General features: G+C 74.5%; 18 protein-coding genes. 14 read left to right on the top strand and 4 right to left on the bottom strand.

Translation table 11 applies throughout. The features are described 5' to 3' along the window. Nucleotide 1: 1 nt before the first annotated feature. On the bottom strand, nt 2-1,180 hold the full coding sequence (locus tag ACIQWA_RS19535) for a hypothetical protein (RefSeq protein ID WP_402484041.1): 1,179 nt from the start codon (nt 1,178-1,180) through the stop codon (nt 2-4). 486 nt (nt 1,181-1,666) lie between these two features. On the opposite strand from ACIQWA_RS19535, the gene ACIQWA_RS19530 reads away from it, so the two are divergent. From ACIQWA_RS19530 to ACIQWA_RS19500, 7 genes are all read left to right on the top strand, one after another. Beyond that, the gene (locus ACIQWA_RS19530; protein WP_402484039.1) at nt 1,667-2,677 is read left to right on the top strand and encodes a D-alanyl-D-alanine carboxypeptidase family protein; all 1,011 of its coding nucleotides are present in this window, start codon (nt 1,667-1,669) and stop codon (nt 2,675-2,677) included. A 170-nt stretch (nt 2,678-2,847) separates the two neighbouring features. Then, entirely contained in the window at nt 2,848-3,744 is an 897-nt protein-coding gene (locus tag ACIQWA_RS19525) for an endonuclease/exonuclease/phosphatase family protein (protein ID WP_402484286.1), read from the top strand. A gap of 148 nt (nt 3,745-3,892) precedes the next feature. Further along, the gene (gene cseB, locus ACIQWA_RS19520; RefSeq protein WP_402484037.1) at nt 3,893-4,663 is read left to right on the top strand and encodes a two-component system response regulator CseB; all 771 of its coding nucleotides are present in this window, start codon (nt 3,893-3,895) and stop codon (nt 4,661-4,663) included. Between the two features lie 4 nt (nt 4,664-4,667). Next, entirely contained in the window at nt 4,668-6,038 is a 1,371-nt protein-coding gene (locus ACIQWA_RS19515) for a sensor histidine kinase (RefSeq protein ID WP_402484035.1), read from the top strand. 261 nt (nt 6,039-6,299) lie between these two features. Next, on the top strand, nt 6,300-6,503 hold the full coding sequence (locus ACIQWA_RS19510; RefSeq protein WP_402484034.1) for a hypothetical protein: 204 nt from the start codon (nt 6,300-6,302) through the stop codon (nt 6,501-6,503). Nucleotides 6,504-6,717: 214 nt separating this feature from the next. After that, nucleotides 6,718-7,011: a helix-turn-helix transcriptional regulator gene (locus ACIQWA_RS19505; protein ID WP_402484032.1), complete on the top strand. Its 294-nt coding sequence runs from the start codon at nt 6,718-6,720 to the stop codon at nt 7,009-7,011. A gap of 153 nt (nt 7,012-7,164) precedes the next feature. Continuing rightward, nucleotides 7,165-7,599, top strand: a complete 435-nt coding sequence (locus ACIQWA_RS19500) for an STAS domain-containing protein (protein WP_402484030.1) — start codon at nt 7,165-7,167, stop codon at nt 7,597-7,599. A 118-nt stretch (nt 7,600-7,717) separates the two neighbouring features. Here ACIQWA_RS19500 and ACIQWA_RS19495 read toward each other — a convergent pair whose 3' ends face one another. Then, nucleotides 7,718-8,041: a plasmid stabilization protein gene (locus ACIQWA_RS19495; RefSeq protein WP_402484028.1), complete on the bottom strand. Its 324-nt coding sequence runs from the start codon at nt 8,039-8,041 to the stop codon at nt 7,718-7,720. 230 nt (nt 8,042-8,271) lie between these two features. On the opposite strand from ACIQWA_RS19495, the gene ACIQWA_RS19490 reads away from it, so the two are divergent. The 3 genes from ACIQWA_RS19490 (at nt 8,272) to ACIQWA_RS19480 (ending at nt 10,234) form a co-directional block, all read left to right on the top strand. Next, the gene (locus ACIQWA_RS19490) at nt 8,272-9,036 is read left to right on the top strand and encodes a class I SAM-dependent methyltransferase (RefSeq protein WP_402484026.1); all 765 of its coding nucleotides are present in this window, start codon (nt 8,272-8,274) and stop codon (nt 9,034-9,036) included. 188 nt (nt 9,037-9,224) lie between these two features. Next, complete coding sequence (locus ACIQWA_RS19485) at nt 9,225-9,644, top strand: hypothetical protein (RefSeq protein ID WP_402484024.1); 420 nt, start codon at nt 9,225-9,227, stop codon at nt 9,642-9,644. A gap of 47 nt (nt 9,645-9,691) precedes the next feature. Then, complete coding sequence (locus tag ACIQWA_RS19480) at nt 9,692-10,234, top strand: DUF6328 family protein (RefSeq protein WP_360233867.1); 543 nt, start codon at nt 9,692-9,694, stop codon at nt 10,232-10,234. A gap of 3 nt (nt 10,235-10,237) precedes the next feature. On the opposite strand, the gene ACIQWA_RS19475 is transcribed toward ACIQWA_RS19480, so the two are convergent. After that, on the bottom strand, nt 10,238-11,125 hold the full coding sequence (locus tag ACIQWA_RS19475; protein ID WP_402484022.1) for a Rieske 2Fe-2S domain-containing protein: 888 nt from the start codon (nt 11,123-11,125) through the stop codon (nt 10,238-10,240). 132 nt (nt 11,126-11,257) lie between these two features. Continuing rightward, nucleotides 11,258-11,788 (bottom strand): hypothetical protein, encoded by a 531-nt coding sequence (locus tag ACIQWA_RS19470; protein ID WP_402484020.1) that lies wholly within the window; start codon nt 11,786-11,788, stop codon nt 11,258-11,260. 260 nt (nt 11,789-12,048) lie between these two features. On the opposite strand from ACIQWA_RS19470, the gene ACIQWA_RS19465 reads away from it, so the two are divergent. The 4 genes from ACIQWA_RS19465 to ACIQWA_RS19450 are packed head-to-tail and all read left to right on the top strand — an operon-like array spanning nt 12,049 to nt 18,680. Further along, the gene (locus tag ACIQWA_RS19465; protein WP_402484018.1) at nt 12,049-13,200 is read left to right on the top strand and encodes a macro domain-containing protein; all 1,152 of its coding nucleotides are present in this window, start codon (nt 12,049-12,051) and stop codon (nt 13,198-13,200) included. After that, nucleotides 13,197-13,859: a hypothetical protein gene (locus ACIQWA_RS19460; RefSeq protein ID WP_402484016.1), complete on the top strand. Its 663-nt coding sequence runs from the start codon at nt 13,197-13,199 to the stop codon at nt 13,857-13,859. The genes ACIQWA_RS19465 and ACIQWA_RS19460 overlap by 4 nt, the downstream gene beginning before the upstream one ends. A 4-nt stretch (nt 13,860-13,863) precedes the next feature. Continuing rightward, nucleotides 13,864-14,517: an RES family NAD+ phosphorylase gene (locus ACIQWA_RS19455; protein ID WP_402484014.1), complete on the top strand. Its 654-nt coding sequence runs from the start codon at nt 13,864-13,866 to the stop codon at nt 14,515-14,517. Then, nucleotides 14,514-18,680: a CHAT domain-containing protein gene (locus ACIQWA_RS19450; protein ID WP_402484012.1), complete on the top strand. Its 4,167-nt coding sequence runs from the start codon at nt 14,514-14,516 to the stop codon at nt 18,678-18,680. Before ACIQWA_RS19455 ends, ACIQWA_RS19450 begins: the two co-directional genes overlap by 4 nt. Nucleotides 18,681-18,683 lie beyond the last annotated feature (3 nt).

Genomic DNA, 18,683 nt, shown 5'->3' with positions numbered 1-18,683 from the left:
CTCAGCGGGTGCCGGTGATGAAGACGTCGAGGGCCTGGGTCACGATGTCGATCGGGTTCGCGAACGCCCTGCTCTGATCGGAGGCGCCGGCGAAGTGCAGGCCGACCGGGTTGCGGCTGTCGTCATCGGTCCGGACGATCGCTCCGGAGTCCCCGCGCCCGGCGAACGGCCCGAGGTTTCCGGTGATCGCGATGGAGCCGGAGAAGAAGGCGGAGTTCCCGCCCGGGTAGTCGGCCCAGTGCGAGGCGCCCACCTCCTGGACGGTTCCCGCGGTCACCTCCGTCGTCCGCCCGCTCTTGCCGACCGCCAGGCCGACCGTCGCGGCCGCGGTCGTGGAGCTGATCGCCAGTTCGAACGTCCCGCCGGGCCCCCGGGCCAGGACGTTGGGGCTGACCTTGGCCGGGTCCGCCCATGCCGTCGCGCAGTCCACGAGGTTGACGGGCCCGCCGAAGGCCACCGGGACGAAGCGCTCCAGGACGGCTACGAGGTCGTCGGGGCAGACTCCGAAGTCACCGGTGGCGGGCTGGTCGACGCAGTCTCCGAGCCGGCCCAGGTTGCTGTTCGCGAGGATGTGGTTGCAGCTGAGGATGAGCGTCCGCTGGTCGCGTGGGGAGGAGCGGCCGGTGGTCAGGCAGCCCAGCGTGCCGAAGCCGAAGCCGAGGGCGTTGGGGTTGCCGAGAACGGACGCGCCGCCTGGCGCCGGCCGCTGCCGCAGCTCGAAGGTCTGCGCCTCGATCGGCCCGGTCACGACCGGGACCACGACCACCCCGGAGGACGCGGCGGCTCCGACGCCCATGCGGTCGACGAGCACCGCCCTGACGTCCTCGGCCGTCCTCGGCCGGGTCAGGTAGACCGTCAGCGTCGGCCGCCCCGGCTCCACGGCACCGCCGGCCGGACCTCGCTCGGACGGTGCGGACCTGCCGATGCCGACCCCCTGGATGTTGGTCAGTTCGGTGATGTCGGTCAGCTCGGTGACGTCGTCCGCGGACCGGACTCGGCTGCGCTCGTCACCCTGCCCGCTCAGGACTCCCTCGATCGCGGCCCGCGCCTCCAACAGCTCCGGCGGGAGCTCGGCGGGGTCGAAGCCGGGGACCTCGGGCAGGCCGTCGGGCGGTCGGAGTTCCACGCCCTCGCCGGACCGTGCGAAGTCCTCGGGCGGTGGCTGAACGGGCCTTGACATGGGAGGAGCTCCTCACGGATGTGCACCGAAGGCGAGCAGTTCCCGCGCCGAGAGCCCGGAGGCCCGCGCAGTACGGTCCGTCCCCCGGAACCGGAACCGGAATCTCCAGGCCGCCGGGCCTCGGGTGTCCGGAGATCCAGGCGGCCGGATGGCCGTCATCACTACGACCATGTTCCCATTCCGGCAACTCGTCCGCCTTCGCACGGGCGTGGTCTCCGACGGCGTCGGTACGGGCCGAGGCGCGTCGGCGGCCACTGGTACACGGCTGATACACGACTGCGCGCCGGTGGAAGTCCCGCTCCGACCGGGCGGAAGCGCTGGTCGCGGAGGCTGTGGGCACACCCGGTGGCCGTCGGCCGCACCGGGGTCCGTGTCCCTCTGCTCCGGGAGGCAGCCGTCGTGTCCGTCGTCGCGAAGTCCGTTGCGAAAGTTGCCGAACCTGCAAGCCGAGACCGCCGTACCGCGTCCGGCCGGGGCCGGGGCCGGGTGCCCCGCCGAGGGGTGCTGTGGGTGCTGGCCGGGGTGCTGGTCGCGGGGGCCGGCGGGGGCGCGCTGGCCGCCCTGCCCGACGGCGGCCCGGGTGCGGGCCCCGGGGCGGGCGGGGCCGCCAGGGCGGACGGGGCGCTGGTGCTCCCGGCGCCCGAGGCCGTCGCCGACCTCGACCTCCCGTGGCCCACGGACGGGCAGTCGGCCGTCGCCGTGGCGAAGGCCGGCGTCCTCGGGGTCAAGGGGCCGCAGCAGCAGCCGGTGCCGATCGCGAGCGTCACCAAGGTGATGACGGCGTACGTCGTCCTCCGGGACCACCCGCTCAAGGACGGCGAGGACGGGCCGACGATCACGGTCGACGCGCAGGCCGCGGCCGAGTCGGCCTCGGCGAGCGAGTCCACGGCCCCCGTCACCGAGGGGCAGCGGCTCACCCAGCGCAAGCTGCTGGAGGTGATGCTGCTCCCGTCCGCCAACAACGTGGCCCGGCTGCTGGCCCGTTGGGACGCGGGCAGCCAGGAGGCGTTCGTGGCCCGGATGAACGCGGAGGCGGCCCGGCTGGGGATGACCGGTACGACCTACACCGGGGCCAGCGGCTTCGAGGCCACGACCGTGTCCACCGCCGCCGACCAGCTCAAGCTGGCCCGCGAGGCGATGAAGGAGCCGGCGCTGCGGGCGACGGTGGCGCTGCGCAGCACCACGCTCCCGGGGCGGGCCGAACCACTGCGGAACACCAACACGCTGCTCGACCGCCCCGGGGTGGTCGGTTTGAAGACCGGGTCGAGCACGCCGGCGGGCGGCAACCTGATGTGGGCCCTGGAGGTCCCGGACGGCAAGGGCGGCTCGGGCCGCCGGCTCGTCTACGGCGTGGTGCTCGGCCAGCGCGCGGGGACCACGCCCACCGAGGGCCTGCGGGCGGCGCTGGAGAACAGCGGCCGGCTCGTCGACGCCCTGCGGCAGAAGCTGCCGGGCGCCCTGGCGGCGCTCGACGGCGGTCAGCGGGAGTGGGCGTGAGCGCGGGCACCGGGGCGGCTCCGGTGGTGGTCGGGGCGGTGGTCGAAGAGACGGGCCGGGAGACGGTGGCCGACGCGCCCGGGCCCGGCCGCCGCCGTCCGGTCCGCCGCCGTCCGGTCCGCCGCCGTCCGGCCCGCCGTGCGGCGCGGCCGCGGCGGCCGCGCGGGCGGCTGATCGTGGTGGCCGCCGTGCTCTGCGCCGCCCTGATGGCCCTGAACTCCCAACTCCCCAACGGTGTCGGCAATCTCGGCAGCCTGTGGCAGACGGTGCTGCCCTGGTCGGGCCTGGGCGTCGCGGTGCTGCTGCTCCTGGCGGCGGTCCGGCGGTCCGCCCTGGCGGCGGCCGCCGTGCTCGTCCCCGCCCTCGTCTGGACCGTGCTCTTCGCTCCCGCCCTCGTCGACAAGCGCGCCGGCGGCGGGGACCTCACGGTGGTCAGCCACAACGTCAACGAGGAGAACCCCGACCCGCGCCGGACGGCCCGCGCGCTGGCCGCCTCGGGCGCCGACGTCCTGGCGGTGGAGGAGCTTGCGAGCCGGGCGCAGGAGACCTACCGGCACGAACTGGCCGCCGCCTACCCCTACGCCGAGGTGCGGGGCGGTGTCGGACTGTGGAGCAAGTACCCGCTCCAGGCGGTGGAGCCGGTGGAGATCATGCCCTGGACCAGGGCGCTGCGGGCCACCGTGCAGACCCCGAAGGGGCCGGTGGCCGTCTACGCGGCGCACCTCGCCTCGGTCCGGGTGCACCCGGCCGCCGGCTTCACCACGGCCCGCCGCAACGAGGCGGCCGCCAAGCTGGCCGAGGCCGTACGGGCCGAACGGCTCCCGCGGATCGTCGTCCTGGGGGACCTCAACGGCTCGGTCGACGACTCCGCGCTGGACGCGCTCACCGGGCCGTTGCGGTCGGCGCAGCGGGAGGCCGGTGCCGGTTTCGGCTTCACCTGGCCCGCGTCGTTCCCGGTCGTCCGGATCGACCAGATCCTGGTGAAGGGCATCACCCCGCGCTCGGCGTGGACCCTGCCCGACACCGGCAGCGACCACCTGCCGGTCGCCGCGACCCTGCGGCTGTGACCGGCCGTCGCCCGCCCCCTGGGCACCGCCCGGCCGTGCCCCCACCTGCCGCTCCGGGCATCCTCGGTGCCGCGCCCCGTCCGGCTACGATCGGTCACCAGTGAGCTCGAACGAGCACGAATCCCCAGGCCAAGACACGGGAGAACTCTTGTCCGGAACCCGCGTACCCGACCCGGTCAGCGTGCTGGTCGTCGAAGACGACGCGGTCATCCGCCGCTCGGTCCAGCTGGCCCTGGAGCGCTACGGGTACCAGGTCGAGGTCACCGGGGACGGGCTCGACGGCCTGGAGGCCTTCCGGGCCGGGGCGCACGACGTGCTGATCCTGGACGTGATGCTGCCCGGCCTCGACGGCATCGGCCTGTGCCGGCGGATCCGCGAGGAGGGCCTCACCCCGATCCTGATGATGTCCGCCCGGGGCGACGCCCTCGACGTCGTGGCCGGGCTGGAGGCCGGCGCCGACGACTACGTGGTCAAGCCCGTGGACATCCCCGTCCTGGTCGCCCGCATCCGCTCCCTGCTGCGCCGCGCCACCTTCCACCGGGGGCCGGCCGGGGAGCGCGCCCAGGAGCCCGGGCACGGGCCCGCGCACGGGCCCGCGCCGGAGCGCCCGCAGGACACCCGGACCGAGCCGGACCTCCTGGCCTTCGGCGACCTGACCATCGACCTGCGCGGCCTGGACGTCCGGCTGGACGGTCGGGCCGTCCCCCTCACGCCCACCGAACTGCGCCTGCTGCTGGCCTTCGCCGAGAACCCCGGCACGGTCCTGGACCGCCGCCGCCTGCTGCACGACGTCTGGGACTACGGCTGGGAGGGCGACACCCGGGTCGTCGACCTCTGCGTGGTGCGGCTGCGCAAGAAGATCGGCGCCGACCGCATCGAGACCGTCCGGGGCTTCGGCTACAAGCTCGTCCGGGGCTGACCGGATGACCGAGCGAACCCGCGAGCCGGGAACCCGCGACCCGGGAACCCGCGGCCCGGGAACCCCCGACCCGGGGAGCCCCGACCCGCGCCGCCGCCGTGACCCGTGGCGCCTCAACCCGCGCTCCCTGCGCTGGAAGATCGCCGCCCTGGTCGCGCTCGCCTGCTGCACGGTCGCCGCGACGATCGGCCTGCTCGTCCACCGGGCGACCGCGGAGCGCGGCGACCGGACCGGACGCGACCGCGCGATCGCCCAACTGAGCTCCGCCGAGAAGGAGTTCGCCCGCACCGGCCGCCGCCCGGACCCCGCCGACCTCCAGCCCCCGGCCAACCTGCCCGCTCCGCTGGCGCACGCCGTCGCGAACCTGCGGACACCGGGGGAGTACGCCCTCTGGTACGACGTCAAAGCGCCCAACTGGTACTGGATGTGGGCGGCCGTGCCCGTCGGCGACAACCAGGTGCTCACCGTCCGCACCGACATGAGCGCCGAGGTGCGCAACCTCCAGCTGCTGGACCGCAACATGGTCAAGGCCGCCCTCGTCGCCCTGGCCGTGATCGTGCCCGTCACCGCGCTCGCGGCCGAGCAGATGAACCGGCGGCTGCGCCACGGCTCCCGGACCGCTCGCCGGATCGCCGACGGCGACCTCGACGCCCGGATCGGCCGCCGGGGCCGCGCCCGCGACGAGATCACCGAGATGTCGGCGGCCGTCGACGAGATGGCCGAGACCCTGCAAGGGCGGCTGGCCGCGGAGAAGCGCTTCACCGCCGACGTCGCCCACGAACTGCGCACCCCGCTGATGGGCCTGGTCACGGCCGCCGGACTGCTGCCCGAGGACGACGAGGCGGCCGACCTGGTCCGCACCCAGGTCCGCACCCTGCGTGGCCTGGTCGAGGACCTGCTGGAGGTCTCCCGGCTCGACGCCGGGGCCGAGCGGGCCAGGCTCGACGAGGTACCCCTCGGCGACCTCGTCGCCCACGCGATCGAGCAGGCGGGAGGCGACACCCGGCTCGGGCTGTCGGCCCCCGCCGTGGTCCGCACCGACCCGCGCCGGGTGGAGCGCATCGTCACCAACCTGGTGGCCAACGCCCACCGGCACGGCGCCTCGCCCGTCGAGGTCACCGTCACGGGCAGCTGCATCACGGTGCGCGACCACGGCCCCGGCTTCCCGGCCGACCTCCTCGCCCACGGACCGCAACGCTTCCGTACGGGCGCCGCAGAACGCGGCCAGGGCCACGGCCTCGGCCTCACCATCGCCGTCGGCCAGGCGGCGGTCCTCGACGCCCGGCTGACCTTCGCCAACGCCCCGGACGGCGGAGCCCTCGCCACCCTCGACCTCGGCCGCCCGGACGCGGTGGAGCACCCGGACAACAGCTGAGGGCGTCATCCGGTAGGCGGCGACGCAGGGCGAGGCCGGTGAGGCGGCCGGCGTCCTGCTGCCGTTCGCCGCCCCACTGCTGCAGGGCCGCTTCGAGTACGGCCGGCACGCCGCGTTCGCCGTAGTAGGGGGTGGCGAGTCCGGTGCCCGGGTGGACCGGACCGCACTCGACCTCGATGCCGGCGAGTGTGGAACCCGCGAAGCGGGGCAGCCGCCTGGTGCCGCCTCCGCCCGGAGGAGGCACCAGGGAGAGGACCAGTCATGAACACCCCCGACACGAGCACCCCCGACACGAACACCACTCACGGGGACACCACGGCCCGGGGCGACGAGCAGGCGCGGGAGCGGTCGGCGGAGACCAGGGAGATCGTGGCGCCCACGCCGGCGGACGTCCGAGCCAAGGGCGAGGACCCGGAGGACGACGACGAGCCGCACGCGCCGGCGGCCGACAAGCGGGCCCCGTGACGGACGGGCACGCCGGGCCGGGCACGCCGGGCCGGGCACGCCGACCGTGAAGTCGAGTCCTGTTCGGCCCGGCCGCATGTTCCGCATGTTCCGCAGGTCGGCCGCACATCGCCCACGTCCGCATTCGCCCGTGCCCGTATTCGCGCATCCACCTCAGCGGAATACGTGAATCTTGTTTCGTGTCTCGCCTAGCGCGTCGGCCTATCCTGAGAAGGTGGAAGAACAACCGGTGTCCGGGCACCAGTGGACGTTCCTGACCAACCATGCGCGGGTCCTGGTGCAGATCGCGCGGGACCCGGGCATCAGGGTGCGGGACATCGCGGCCCGCTGCCTTCTGACGGAGCGGGCGGTCCAACGGATCATCGCCGACCTCGAAGCCGAGGGTTATCTCAGCCACCGCCGCGTCGGACGCTCGAACGTCTACCGCGTCATCGACGGCAAACAGCTGCGCCATCCCGCGGACAGCGGCCCCACGCTGGCCGAACTGCTGGCAGTCCTGCTGCGGTGACCGACCGACCGCACCAGTGGTATCGACGGTAATACCGAGCGTGATCGTATGCAGTGTTATTGACGAATTACTGTTCACGTATCGGTTGACGTGAGAAGGGATTCGGCAGACGCTGAATGTGTCATCCCGCGCTCCCAGGCAGGAGAAGGTGACATGAGCGGTGAGCTGCCCGTGGCGCGCTTCGCCACCCCGAATCCTCCCCCGCCCGCGTCGGTCGGCGGACAGTCGCCCGCCGACCGGTGGATTGCCGACGGCCTGGTGGTCAAGCTGGACACCGTAGGCAGCCGAACCCGTGCGACGGTGTGCGGCGAGATCGACCTCGACGTCGCCGACGGCCTCGGCGAAACCCTTGAACGCGCGCTGCACGCCAGCGACGCAGGGCTCGAACTGGACCTGTCCGCGGTCACCTTCTGTGACAGCGCCGGTCTCAACCTCCTGGTGGGCCTGCGCAGAAGCGCGCACCGCAGTAACCGCACCCTCACGATCAGCGCGGCCAGCAGCCGGGTCGAGCGCCTGCTGGAGATAACCGAGACAAACAGCCTCTTCACCCCCGAAGAAGTCGGGGAAGGCCGCTCCGACGGTCCGTAGGCGCAGACGGCGCGTCCTGGCCCGGGCACCCCTGGGTGCCCGGGCCGGGTGGGTGCCCGTGGTGCGGGCGGGTGTCCGGGTCGGGCGGCGCGGGAACGGTTCCCGCGGTCACCAACTCCTATCGGCCCAGGGCGTGTTCGAGTTCCTTCTTGTTCATCTTCGAGCGCCCGTGGATGTTGCGCTGCCTGGCCTCGTTGTACAGCTGCTCCTTCGTCGGCCCCTGGGCGCCGCTGTGCGAGTGCAGCCCGCCGCGACGGGCGGAGGAGATGTCCTGCACCGAGCTGCGGCTGGCGGTCCTCGACTCCCCGTGCCGGGCCCGTTCCTTGTTCACCGTACGGGCCGCGATCTCCTTGGCGCGCTTCTCGCTCTCACCGCGTTCCAGCGCACTCTCCTTGATGTGCTCGTACTGCCGTTCCCGCTTGGGACTCGATCCGCGAGGCATGTCACACCCTCCTGTCCGATGACCGTGGGGCTCGTTCCATGCTGTGCGGCTTTCCCGGAATCGGCGGGGCAAACGGGCCCCGCGCCGCATGCACGGCCGGTCGTCGGGCCGTAGCGTCGGCAGGGTGGACCCGCCCAGGGCAGGAGTGAGGGAGGCCTCGATGTCGACGGCACATTCCAGCCGGCTTGCGGACCCGCCGCGTTTCACGCCCGTCCACGGCTGAGCGCGCCGTGAACGAGTCCTCCGAGAACGGATCCTCCGAGAACGACTCCTCCGACGGCGGATACGCGGTCTCCGCAGAGTTCTACGACCTCCTGCAGGCCGAGACCGACCGCCGCCTGGCCGAGCGGCGGTTCGCCGAGGCTGCCACCCGGGCCCGTCACGCCGTCCTGGACGTCGGCGCCGGCACCGGAATCGTCACCGAGGTCCTGCTGCGCGCCTCCAGCGTGCCCGTCCACGCCGTCGAACCGGCCCCGGCCATGCGCGCCGCCCTGCTGTCGCGCCTGGCCCACCTCGGGGCGGACCAGCGTGCCCGCGTCACCGTGCACCCCGAGACCCTTGAGGCGGCAGGCCTGGCGGCCGTGGCGGACCTGGCAGTCGCCTCCAACGTGGTGGCCTGCCTGGATCCCCCGACGAGGCGTGCCACCTGGAAGGCGATCTCGGCCGCCCTCCTGCCGGGCGGGCTGCTCCTGTTCGACCCGCCGCCCACCGACCTGCCCGCCGGGTGCGAGGAGGTGGGGCGGCTCGGTCCGGTGCGGGTGGGCCCGGACCTGTACAGCGCCGACGTCACCCGTCGGCCCCACCGCGGCGTCCTGCGCATGGTCTTCACCTACCGGGTCGAACGCGAGCAGGAGTTGCTGCGCGAGGCCCGGGAAGCGTTCGACCTGTGGCCTGCCTCACCCGAGCGGCTCACCGAGGAGCTCGAGGCCGCGGGCCTGCGACTGGTGCAGGCGCCGGGCGCGGACCTGATGGCCGCGCGTCGCCCCGCCGCGTGACACCGACCCGGACGGGCCAGGCCCGGCCTGCCCTGCCTCGGCCGCCCCTTCCCCGTCCGGTGGCGGCCGCCACCGGGTGCGGTGGTTCACCCGAATGCCCGGCATCCGGCAGGGCACGCCCGTGCCGACGGGCCGTCCGGCCGTCCTGCCGCGCGGCGGGCGGCGGCGAGTCGTCGTAGGTTGCGGGCATGACCAGTGACGAGACGGAGATCCCGGCGGTGGGGGTGCGGGTGCTGGACGAGGTGTTCGACGCGATCGAGACCTCCAACCGGCGCCCGCAGCCCTGGACCCGGTTCGACCACGGTGTCCTGGGGGCCTACCGCTGGGCCGCCGGAGCCCAGATCGCGGCACCGGTCACCGCCGCCGCCGCCGTGCTCGGGACCAGCGGACCGTGCCGGGCACAGCTGCTGGCCGAGTGCCAGGCCGCCGCGGTGCGCCTTCGCGACGCGCTGGCAGACCGCGACGCGTTGGCAGGCCGAGACACGTTGGCAGGCCGAGACGCGCCGGCAGACCGCGACGCGTTGGAGGACCGAACGGACGCCGGGCACGCCCTGGGCGTCTACCAGGCGCTGGCCTGGCTGTGCGGCCACCACGAGGACCGCCCCTGACCGGTCACCACGACCGAGGCCCCACCGCGCCAGGCGGGGAGGATCCGTTGACGAAGAACGACAGCACACCCGGCCGGGACGAGACGCCCCAGGAACGGGCCGACCGGCTCTGGAACGAGATGCTCCAGGAGGTCCGCGTGTGCCAGACCGGCGCGCAGATCCTCTTCGGCTTCCTCATCGGCGTGGCCTTCACCCCGCGCTTCGACGCCCTGCCCGACTTCGACAAGAACCTCTACGTCGCCACGGTCGTCCTCGGCGCCGTCGCCACGGGCGCCCTGATCGCACCCGTGGCCTTCCACCGCTTCCTCACCGGCCACGACATGAAACCGGAACTCATCCACGTTGCCGGCCGCCTCATCGCCACCGGGCTCACCACCCTGGCCCTGACCATCGCCGCCGCCCTGCTGCTCCTGCTGCGCACCGCGACCGGCAACCCGGCCGCGGCGTGGGCGCTGAGTGCCGCCGTCCTGGTCTGGTTCACCGCCACCTGGCTCGTCCTGCCCCACGTGGTGCTGCGCCGCACGGCGGCCCGCCGGGCGGCCGCGCGGGAGTACGGCGACACCGGCGGCGGGGGCGGGCCGCTGGGCTGACGGTCAGCCGGCGCCGGGCAGTCGTGCCTCCAGGTGCCCGGAGAGCACCCGGGTCTCGAACACCGGCTGCGGCGAGGTGGCCGGGCCGCTCACGACCTCGCCGTCCCGCAGGCGGAACTCGCTGCCGTGCCACGGGCAGCGCAGGCAGCCGTCGGCCACCGTGCCGTCGGCGAGCGGGCCGGAGAGGTGGGCGCAGCGCTCCGCGAGCACGTGGCAGCGCTCGCCCTCGCGGACGACGACCACGGGCAGGTCGCCGGCCGTCCTGCGGACGGGTTCGCCCGGTGGGAAGCCGTCGACCGGGCCGAGTCCTACCCAGTCGGTGGGCGCGAGTCGGGGCGCGTCGGCGGCCCGGTTGGGGCCGGCGGCCTGTCCGTAGGCCAGGTGGCCGCCGAGGACACCGCCGCCCGTGATGGCGACGAGCCCGGCCAGGCCGAGCAGCCGGTCGCGGGCGCGTCGGCCCCGGCAGCGGGCCAGCAGCGAGCCGGCGTACAACAGCACGCCGGTCGTGTTGGCGAGGGCGTGGACCAGGCCGGTGCGGCGGCGCGGCGGGTCGAGCCGGGCCCAGTCCACCCAGCCGGACAGTGCGGTCGGCACGGCCGTCAGCAGCCCGGTGGCGACGAGCGCGTCGGCCGACCGCCGAGCTCCCGGGGTGAGGTCCAGCAGGCCCGCCGATGTCCAGCAGCCGATGGGCAGTTGGACCAGGCCCGGGTGGAGCGGGTGGCCGAGCCACACGCCGCGCAGGGCGTCGCGGTACGGCCCGAGCGGGAGTGCTTCCACCGCGTCGGCGAGTTTCCCGGAGGGGAGGTCGAGGACCTCCCAGTGTGCCGGTGCGTCGAGCGTGCGGCGCAGTCGGCGGGACCAGCGGCGGTTCTGCAGAGCTGAAACGTCCATGCCTGGCGGCTTGCCGGACGTCGGGAGGCCAAACCCCGTCCGGGGTGCGCGTTGAGCCGCCCTGCACTCGTCGTGGCGTCGTGATCACGCTGCGGCGCGACCCGCCGTGACCACCGACGCCTCACCGACGTCTCAGGCCGTGGCCTTGCCCGCGGTGACCAGGGCGGCGAGCGCGGTGCGCTGGACGTACACCAGCAGGCCGACGGTGACGCCGGCCATCACCAGGGCCATCAGGACGTGGCCGAGTGCCGAGACGAGGGCGAATCCGAGCGCGCTGAGCAGGAGGTGGGTGCCGAGCCGCAGGCCCACCAGGGCGAAGGCCACCTTGCGGGTGCCCTTGCCGCGCCACAGGAGCTTGGCGAGCTGGAGTCGCTTGCGCAGCAGGGTGAGCGAGACGGTGATGTTGACCGCCACGAGGACGATCAGGGCGGGCCAGGCGGACGGGAAGGCCCGCAGCAGGTCGAAGGCGCCGGCCAGGACGCCCTCGAAGCCGAAGAACCAGGCGGGGAGCCGCATTTCGCCGATCGAGGGCAGCAGTTCACCGGCCGCACCGGCCGCACCGGCTGCACCGGCTGCACCGGCCGCATCGGCCGCGCCGGCGGCGTCGAGGCCGACGGCGGATTCGGATACGGATGCGGCCGTGTCGGTGCCGGTGTTCTGCATGGTGTCCCCCGTGGTGTCGTCCCCTGCCGGGGCCTGCGTTCTACCGCCCCGGTGATGATCATCAGTCTCGCATGCCGGTCCGTCCGCCGGTACCTCGAAGGAGCTGCCTACCGTCCGAAGGTGCGGCGATGCCGTTTTCAGGTCGCCGAGCAGAGCGGCGCCGATGTGGATGGGCACGCGCCGTTGACGATCTCGGTGGCGGGGAGGCCGGTGCGGATCCGGCTTGTCGCCGCCGTCGGCACGGTGCGATCCTTTCGGGCATGGTGCACAGCGACCCGCCGGACCATGCGTCAGTTCTCAGGGAGGTGCGGGAGTTGCGGCGGGTCGGCCTGGTACGGCTGCGTGAGCTGGAGCTCCCGGCGCTGGCCCGGGCCGCAGACATGATCGACCTGCCGGCCGGGTGGGAGTCGCGGCCCGCCGCTGTGGAGCAGCTGCTGCGGCTGGCGGTGACGCGGATCGATCCCGGCAGCCTTCACAAGGCCGCCGAGTACAGCCTCGGCCTGGCCCAGGGCACTCGCGACTGGCCGCCCGCCGACCGTCGGAAGCATGCCGCGCGCGTGTACGGGGTGAGCGTGGAGCGGTTCCGCAAGCACCACGAGGCGCTGGTGCTGGGTGAGGTCGCCGAGCAGGTGATCCGGATGGCCGCGCGGGCGGGGCAGCCGGGTCGGGCAGCGCAGTCGCGCCCGGCGGACCAGGCAGGGGACGGCGGGGAGGTCGGGCCGCTCTCGCCCGCGTCCTCGGGTCACCGGGCGCTGCGGGTCCGGGTGGGCGAGCGGACCGCGCTGGTGACGGTGCACGTCCACCCCGTCGATCTGCTGCGCGACGTGGACGTCGTGGTCTCGCCGACCAACACCTATCTGGCGCTGCCGGAGCCGTACAAGTCGTCGGTGTCGGCGTCGCTCCGGCGGGTGGGAGCGCTGCGCGGGCCGACCGGGGAGCTCGTCGAGGACCTGGTGCACGAGGAGCTGCGGAGGTGGGCCGCCCGGCACGGGGCGCCGGGCCGGGCGGTGCTGCCGGGAACCGTGGCGGCGGTGGGGGCGGGGGCGCTGGTGGAGCAGGGCGTTCGGCGGATCTACCACGCCGCGGTGGCGGTCCCGCGCCTCGGGACGAACGACTACGACGTACTGCCGGCGGACGTGACCCGGGCGGTCGCCCGGGCGTTCGCCGTGCTCGCCGAGGAACACCGGCAGTTCGATCCTCCGCTGCGCTCGATCTGTCTTCCGCTGCTCGGTTCCGGCCGGGGCGGGCTGCCGTACGAGGTCAGTCTCGGCATGCTCTGGGCCGCGGTGGAGGCCGAACTGATCCGCGGTGCGCAGTGGGAGGTGCACCTCGTGGTGCGGCGGGCCGCTGTCGCAGATCTGATCGAACGTCAACTCACGGCCGTGCAGGCCGTCGAAGGAAGGACCCGATGAACCCGTACCAGGTGCTTGCGGCGGCCGCCGCCGACTGGGACCGGTTGGCCGGCCTGCTGGAACCCGCGTCGGGCCGCCAACTGGAGGCGCGGCTGCAGGCGTTGAGATCCGCCGAGCAGGACGGGCCGGACCGGCTGCAGGCGGCCGAGGCGGCGGCCCGGCTGCTGCTGGAAGCGCTGCCGGACGCCGAGTCCGGACGGCTCGACGACGCGTCCGGTGCCCGGTTCGCCGGGGACCCGCAGGACCGGTCGCACCTCGGCTTCCATGCGGACGACCTGGCCGTGCTGGTGCTCGACGGCCACCGCATGGTCGGCCCGGTGCTCGGCCCGATCCGGGCGAGGATCCTGGCCGTACCGGCGCTCGACCCCGACGAGGTGCGGCTGCTGGGCGGTGATCCGGGCGCTGCCGGGCTGCTGAGGTTGTCCGGGCCCGGCGGGAGGCCGCGGCTGCCCGGCTTCCAGTTCGGCGCCGCGGGCACGCCGTTGCCGACGGTGGTGGAGGTCAACACCGTTCTGGACGCCGAACGCGACCCGTGGGGCGTCGCGGACTGGTGGCTGTCGGCCAACGCCTGGCTGGGCGGCAACCCCGCCGACCTGCTCGGCGCCGGGCGGGACGGCCAACTCGTCGACGCAGCACGGTACCTGTCGGAGGAGGAGTAACCGGATGGCGAACACCAGGCCCCCGCGGGTGCTGCCGGGCACGCCCGCCAAGCTGACCCTGCCGGCCGGCACCCCGCTGTACCGCCTGCACGCGGCCCGCCACCCGGCGACCGCGTTCAATCCCGTACCCGCCCACTGCCTCTACGGCGGCGGCCGTTTCGACGCGACCAGGTGCGACCCGTTCGGCTATCTCTACGCCGGGCTCACCGCCGAGTCGGCGGTGTGCGAGTCGCTGCTGCGGTCGGTTCCGTTCGAGCCGGGCGGGACGCCGCGGCTGGTGCCGAGGGCCGCGGTGCGCGGCCGCCGGCTGTCCTTCCTGCGGCTGGCCGCAGAACTGGACGTGGTGTCCCTGGTGACCGGCCGGGAGCTGGCGAGTGTCGCCCAGGACTCCTGGCTGGTTCAGGCGGAGGCCGCCGAGTACCCGTTCACCCGTGACTGGGGCCACTGGATCCGTGAGCACACCGACCCGTGGGCGCAGGGCTTCCTCTGGCCGTCCAAGCGTGAGCCCGGCGACCGGGTGGTGGTCCTGTTCGGTGACCGCTGTGTGCCGGATGTTGTCGAGGAGACGGGCGTCCCGCCGGTCGACTTCGACACCGCCGAGGGGGAGAAGCGGCTCAACTCCTTGCTGGAGCCCTACCACGCGAGGATCGCCCCGTGACACCGGAGCGGGCGATGGGCCCGGACCCGGACCCGGACCGGGACCGGGGCCCGGACGAGGTCTCCGACGACGAACTGCGCGCCGAGCGGGACGAGTTGCTGGAGCAGCTGGCGGGTCTGCGGGCGGACGACCCGCAGGCGCCGAGGGCGTGGGCGGTCGCCGGGGACTTCAGCTACCAGCTCTTCCTGCGGCAGGCCCGCCCGGAGGACCTGGACCTGGCGGACGAGGCGTTCGAGCGGGCCTTCGCCCGGCCCGGTGAGGAGGAGATCTGGGACGCCTGGCGGATCCTCCGCGCCCGCGTGCTGCTGTTCCGGTACGACGACCGCCCGCAACCCGAACTGCTCGACCAGGCCTGGGCGTTGCTGGTCGACGGCCTGGCCGAGCCGGTCGCCGGGTCGTCGTTCGAGCACCTCAGGGTGCTCGGCAGGTACCTGGTGGCCCGGCTCGCCCGGTTGCGGTGGGTGCAGTCCGACGACCGGCCCGCCGCGCAACGGGCGGCTCTGCTCGCCGAGACGCTGCGCCGGTACGACGCCGCGCTCGACGACCACGAACCCGGCAGCCCGGAGGCCGCCGAACTGCACGGGGAGGCCGGTGCACTGCACCACGAGCGGTACCGCACCGGCGGTGACCTGCCCGACGCGCAGGCCTCCGTCCGGCATTTCCGCGCGGCTCTCGAGGCGGCCACGCCGGACAGCGACGTCCCGCTGCTGCGCTACGGACTCGCCACCGCCCAGCTGGCGCACGGCCAGCGCGCCCGGGACCGGGAACTGCTGACGGAGGCCCGGACCCAGTTCGGCCGAGCGCTGGTCGAGGCCGGCGAGCGATCCGCGGAGCGACCGTGGTGGGGCCGCGAGGCAATGGCCCGGATGGTCTACATCCGGGCGATGCTGTGGTGGCACTGGGACGACAGCACCCAGGTCGGGCCCGCCGAGGCGGAGTTGGCGCCACTGCTCGCCGAGCCGGGTGCCGTCGACGAACTGCTGCCCACGTACCTGGACTGCTTCGGACGGCTGCTCTACCAGCGTGCCACCGAGCGCGACGACGACGCCGGACGGGACCGGGCGCTCCACCTGCTGCAGCGGGCTCTCGACCGCTGGCAGCCCGAACACGACGGCGGCTCGGCCGCGCCGCTGGCCCTGCTGGTGGCGACTCTCCAGTGGGCCCGCTACCGGGCCGACGGCGACCCGGCGCGCCTGCCGGTGCTCGCCGCGGCCAGTGGGCGTGCCCTCGAGGACGAGAGCCAGAGCGCCGAGTTCCGGCGGATGGCCGTCATGTGCCACGGCTGGGTCAGACACGAGCTGGTGAGCCGGGGCCTTGCCGAGGCGGGCCCCGAGGTCGACGCCCTCCTCCAGGAGGCCCACCGCGCCACCATGGGGACATTGGCGGACGTCGAACACGGCGGGGCCTTCGTGAACCTCAGCGATCAGGAGTTCAACGGTCTTGCCAACGACATCGGCGGTCTCGACCGGCTGTCCGCGGAATTCGACCGGCTGTACCGGACCTGGCGCGAAATGGACCCGGACAGCCGAGAGTCGGGGGAGACGGCCGCGTTCCTGTACGGCCTGGTGCCGTTCCTCGATCCGCACGGCACGCACGTCACCACCGAGCAGAAGACTGCTCTCCTGCAGGCCGCACTGCAGCACCGGAAGGGGGATGCCGCTGGGCTGAGCAACGTCCACGCGGTCGCCGGCCTGATCGGCCTGAACGAGGCGACAGCCGGAGACGGGTCGGGCCTGGACGGGGCGCTGGAGCACATCGATGCGGCCCGCGACCTGCGCACCGGCCAGGACGGGCGGATGACCGACGGGATCGAGTTGCTGCGCTCGGCCGTCCAGGGCCAGCGAGGTCAACTGCGCGGCGGCCTCGACGAGGTGGAGACGGCCGCGAGCGCCATCGCCCGGTTGCGCGACCGGCCCGGCACCACCCCCTACCTCCGGTCGCTCATCGACGGCCAGGTCGCGGGCATCGAAGCCATTCGCTGCGCGCGGCAGGGCGATCTGGCCGGCAGCGACCGGGCCATCGCGCGGCTCGCCGAGGTCCACGGCGCGCTCGACCCGGACGACCCCGCCCGCGGGGAGCTGTGGACGATGCTGGAGAACGCCCGGATGGGCCGCGACCAGCTCGCCAGGAGCCTGGGCCTGCCGACCACCCCCATGGCGACCCACGGCGGTGCCACCCTCGACGAACTGCGCCGCCAAGCCGCGCGGCTGCCGCGCGACCACCGTGCCTGGGTGCTGGGGGACGCGGGTATCGCCCGCACCGCACGGGCGATGGACCGGCCCGACCCTCGGCTGCTCGACGAAGGAACGACCCTGCTCCGGGAGGCCCTGGAGCTGTCCGACGAGGGAAGCGACGACTGGCTGCGCTACGCCTCCGTCCTGGGCAGCGTCCACTGCGCCAAGGCCTCCCGGAGCCGCGACCGCCGCGAGCTGGAGACCGGCATCGACCTGCTGGAGCGGGCCGCCCGGCTGGCCGGCGGCCCCGAGCACCGGCTCTGGGCGGTGTGCAACCTGACCCTCGGCCGGGCCTACCGGCTGCGCGCCGACCCGGCCCGCGACGACCGCCGCCGGGGACGCCTCGCCGGGCTCGAGTCGCTGCGCGGACACTCCTGGGCGGCGCTGCTCCAGTCCGGCACCGGGCACGCCGCCGAGGGCGCGGCCGAGGCCACCGCCGCGGCCCTGGAGGTGGCCGCCTGGTGCCTGGCCGACGACGCCCCCGAGGCCGCCGTCCAGGCACTGGACGCCTGCCGCGGACTGGTGCTGCACGCCGCGAACACCGCGATGACGGTGCCCGAGCTGCTGACCGCCACCGGCCGGCCCGATCTGGCCGAGGAGTGGCGGGCCGCGGGCGGCGCCGAACCGCCCGGCGGAGCGGACGGCTGGACCGGGCCCGGCGGCGTCCCGAGCGAACTGCGCCGCCGCGTCCTGACCGCGCTGACCGCCCCCGGCCCGGACGGCGGGCCGTCGGCCCGGCTGCTCGGCACCCCGGCCCCCGCGGAGATCGGCGAGGCGCTGCGCAGCTGCCGGGCGGACGCCCTGGTGTACCTGGTGCCGGCCTCCGACGACCGCGGCGGGGCGGCGGTCCTGGTCACCGCGGACGGTGGCGCGCACTGGCTGCCGCTGCCGCTACTGAAGGAGGACGCCGGACCCCTGCGGGCCTACACCCCGGCCGGCCGGTCCGTCCGGGACATGGGGCCGGCCCCGCACGCTGCCGCACCCGACTCGACCTCGCTGCGCCGGCAACTGGACCGGCTGTGCTCCTGGGCCTGGTACGCGGCGGTCAAGCCGCTGCTGGACCTGCTCGTGCCCCCACCCGGCCGCACCCGCCCGCCGTCGCTGATCCTGGTGCCCATGGGCGCCCTCGGCGTGGTGCCGTGGCACGCGGCCTGGTCGGAGCCGGACGCCACCGGACGCCGCCGGTACGCCGTCGAGCAGGCCGAGATCTCGTACGCCGCCTCGGCCCGGCTGCTGTGCGACGTGGCCGCCCGGCCGTCCACCCCGCACACCGGCGCCGCCCTGGTGGTCGGCAATCCGACCGGGGACCTGCGCTACGCCGGCGAGGAGGCGGACGCGGTGCAGCGGGCCTTCTACCCGCGGGGCAGCTTCCTCGGGCGGCGCGCGGCGGGCGAGGCCGACGGCCCGGGCACGCCGGCCGAGGTGCTCGCCTGGCTGCGCCGCGGCGGTGGTGGCGTCCTGCACCTGGCCTGCCATGCCACCGTGGCCGCCAACCAGCGCTACAGCTCGTACCTGTCCTTCAGCGGCGGTGAGCTGGCCGCCGAGGAGCTGACCGAGGCGGCCGGGCGGAGCGGCGACGGGCTGGAGCTGGTGGTCCTGGCGGCCTGCCGGAGCCATGTGTCCGGGCGCGGCCACAACGAGGCGTACAGCCTCGCCACGGCCTTCCTGGTGGCCGGAGCCCGCTCGGTGATCGGCTCGCTGTGGCCGGTTCCCGACGACGCCACCTCGGTCCTGATGTTCATGACGCACCACTTCCTGCGCCGGGAGCAGGAACAGGCGGGCCGGGCGCTGCGCCGGGCCCAGCTGTGGATGCTCGACCCGGACCGCCGGCTGCCGCCCGGTATGCCCGGCGCGCTGGCCGCCCGCGCCGCCGCGGTGGAGCCGGACGACCTCTCGGCCTGGGCCGGTTTCACCCACCTGGGGCAGTGACGG

This window comes from Kitasatospora sp. NPDC098652, from assembly GCF_044760155.1.
In the GTDB taxonomy this organism is placed as follows: domain Bacteria; phylum Actinomycetota; class Actinomycetes; order Streptomycetales; family Streptomycetaceae; genus Kitasatospora.
The sequence above is the reverse complement of the archived record's forward strand: the minus strand, read 5'-3'. Positions and strand labels throughout refer to the sequence as shown.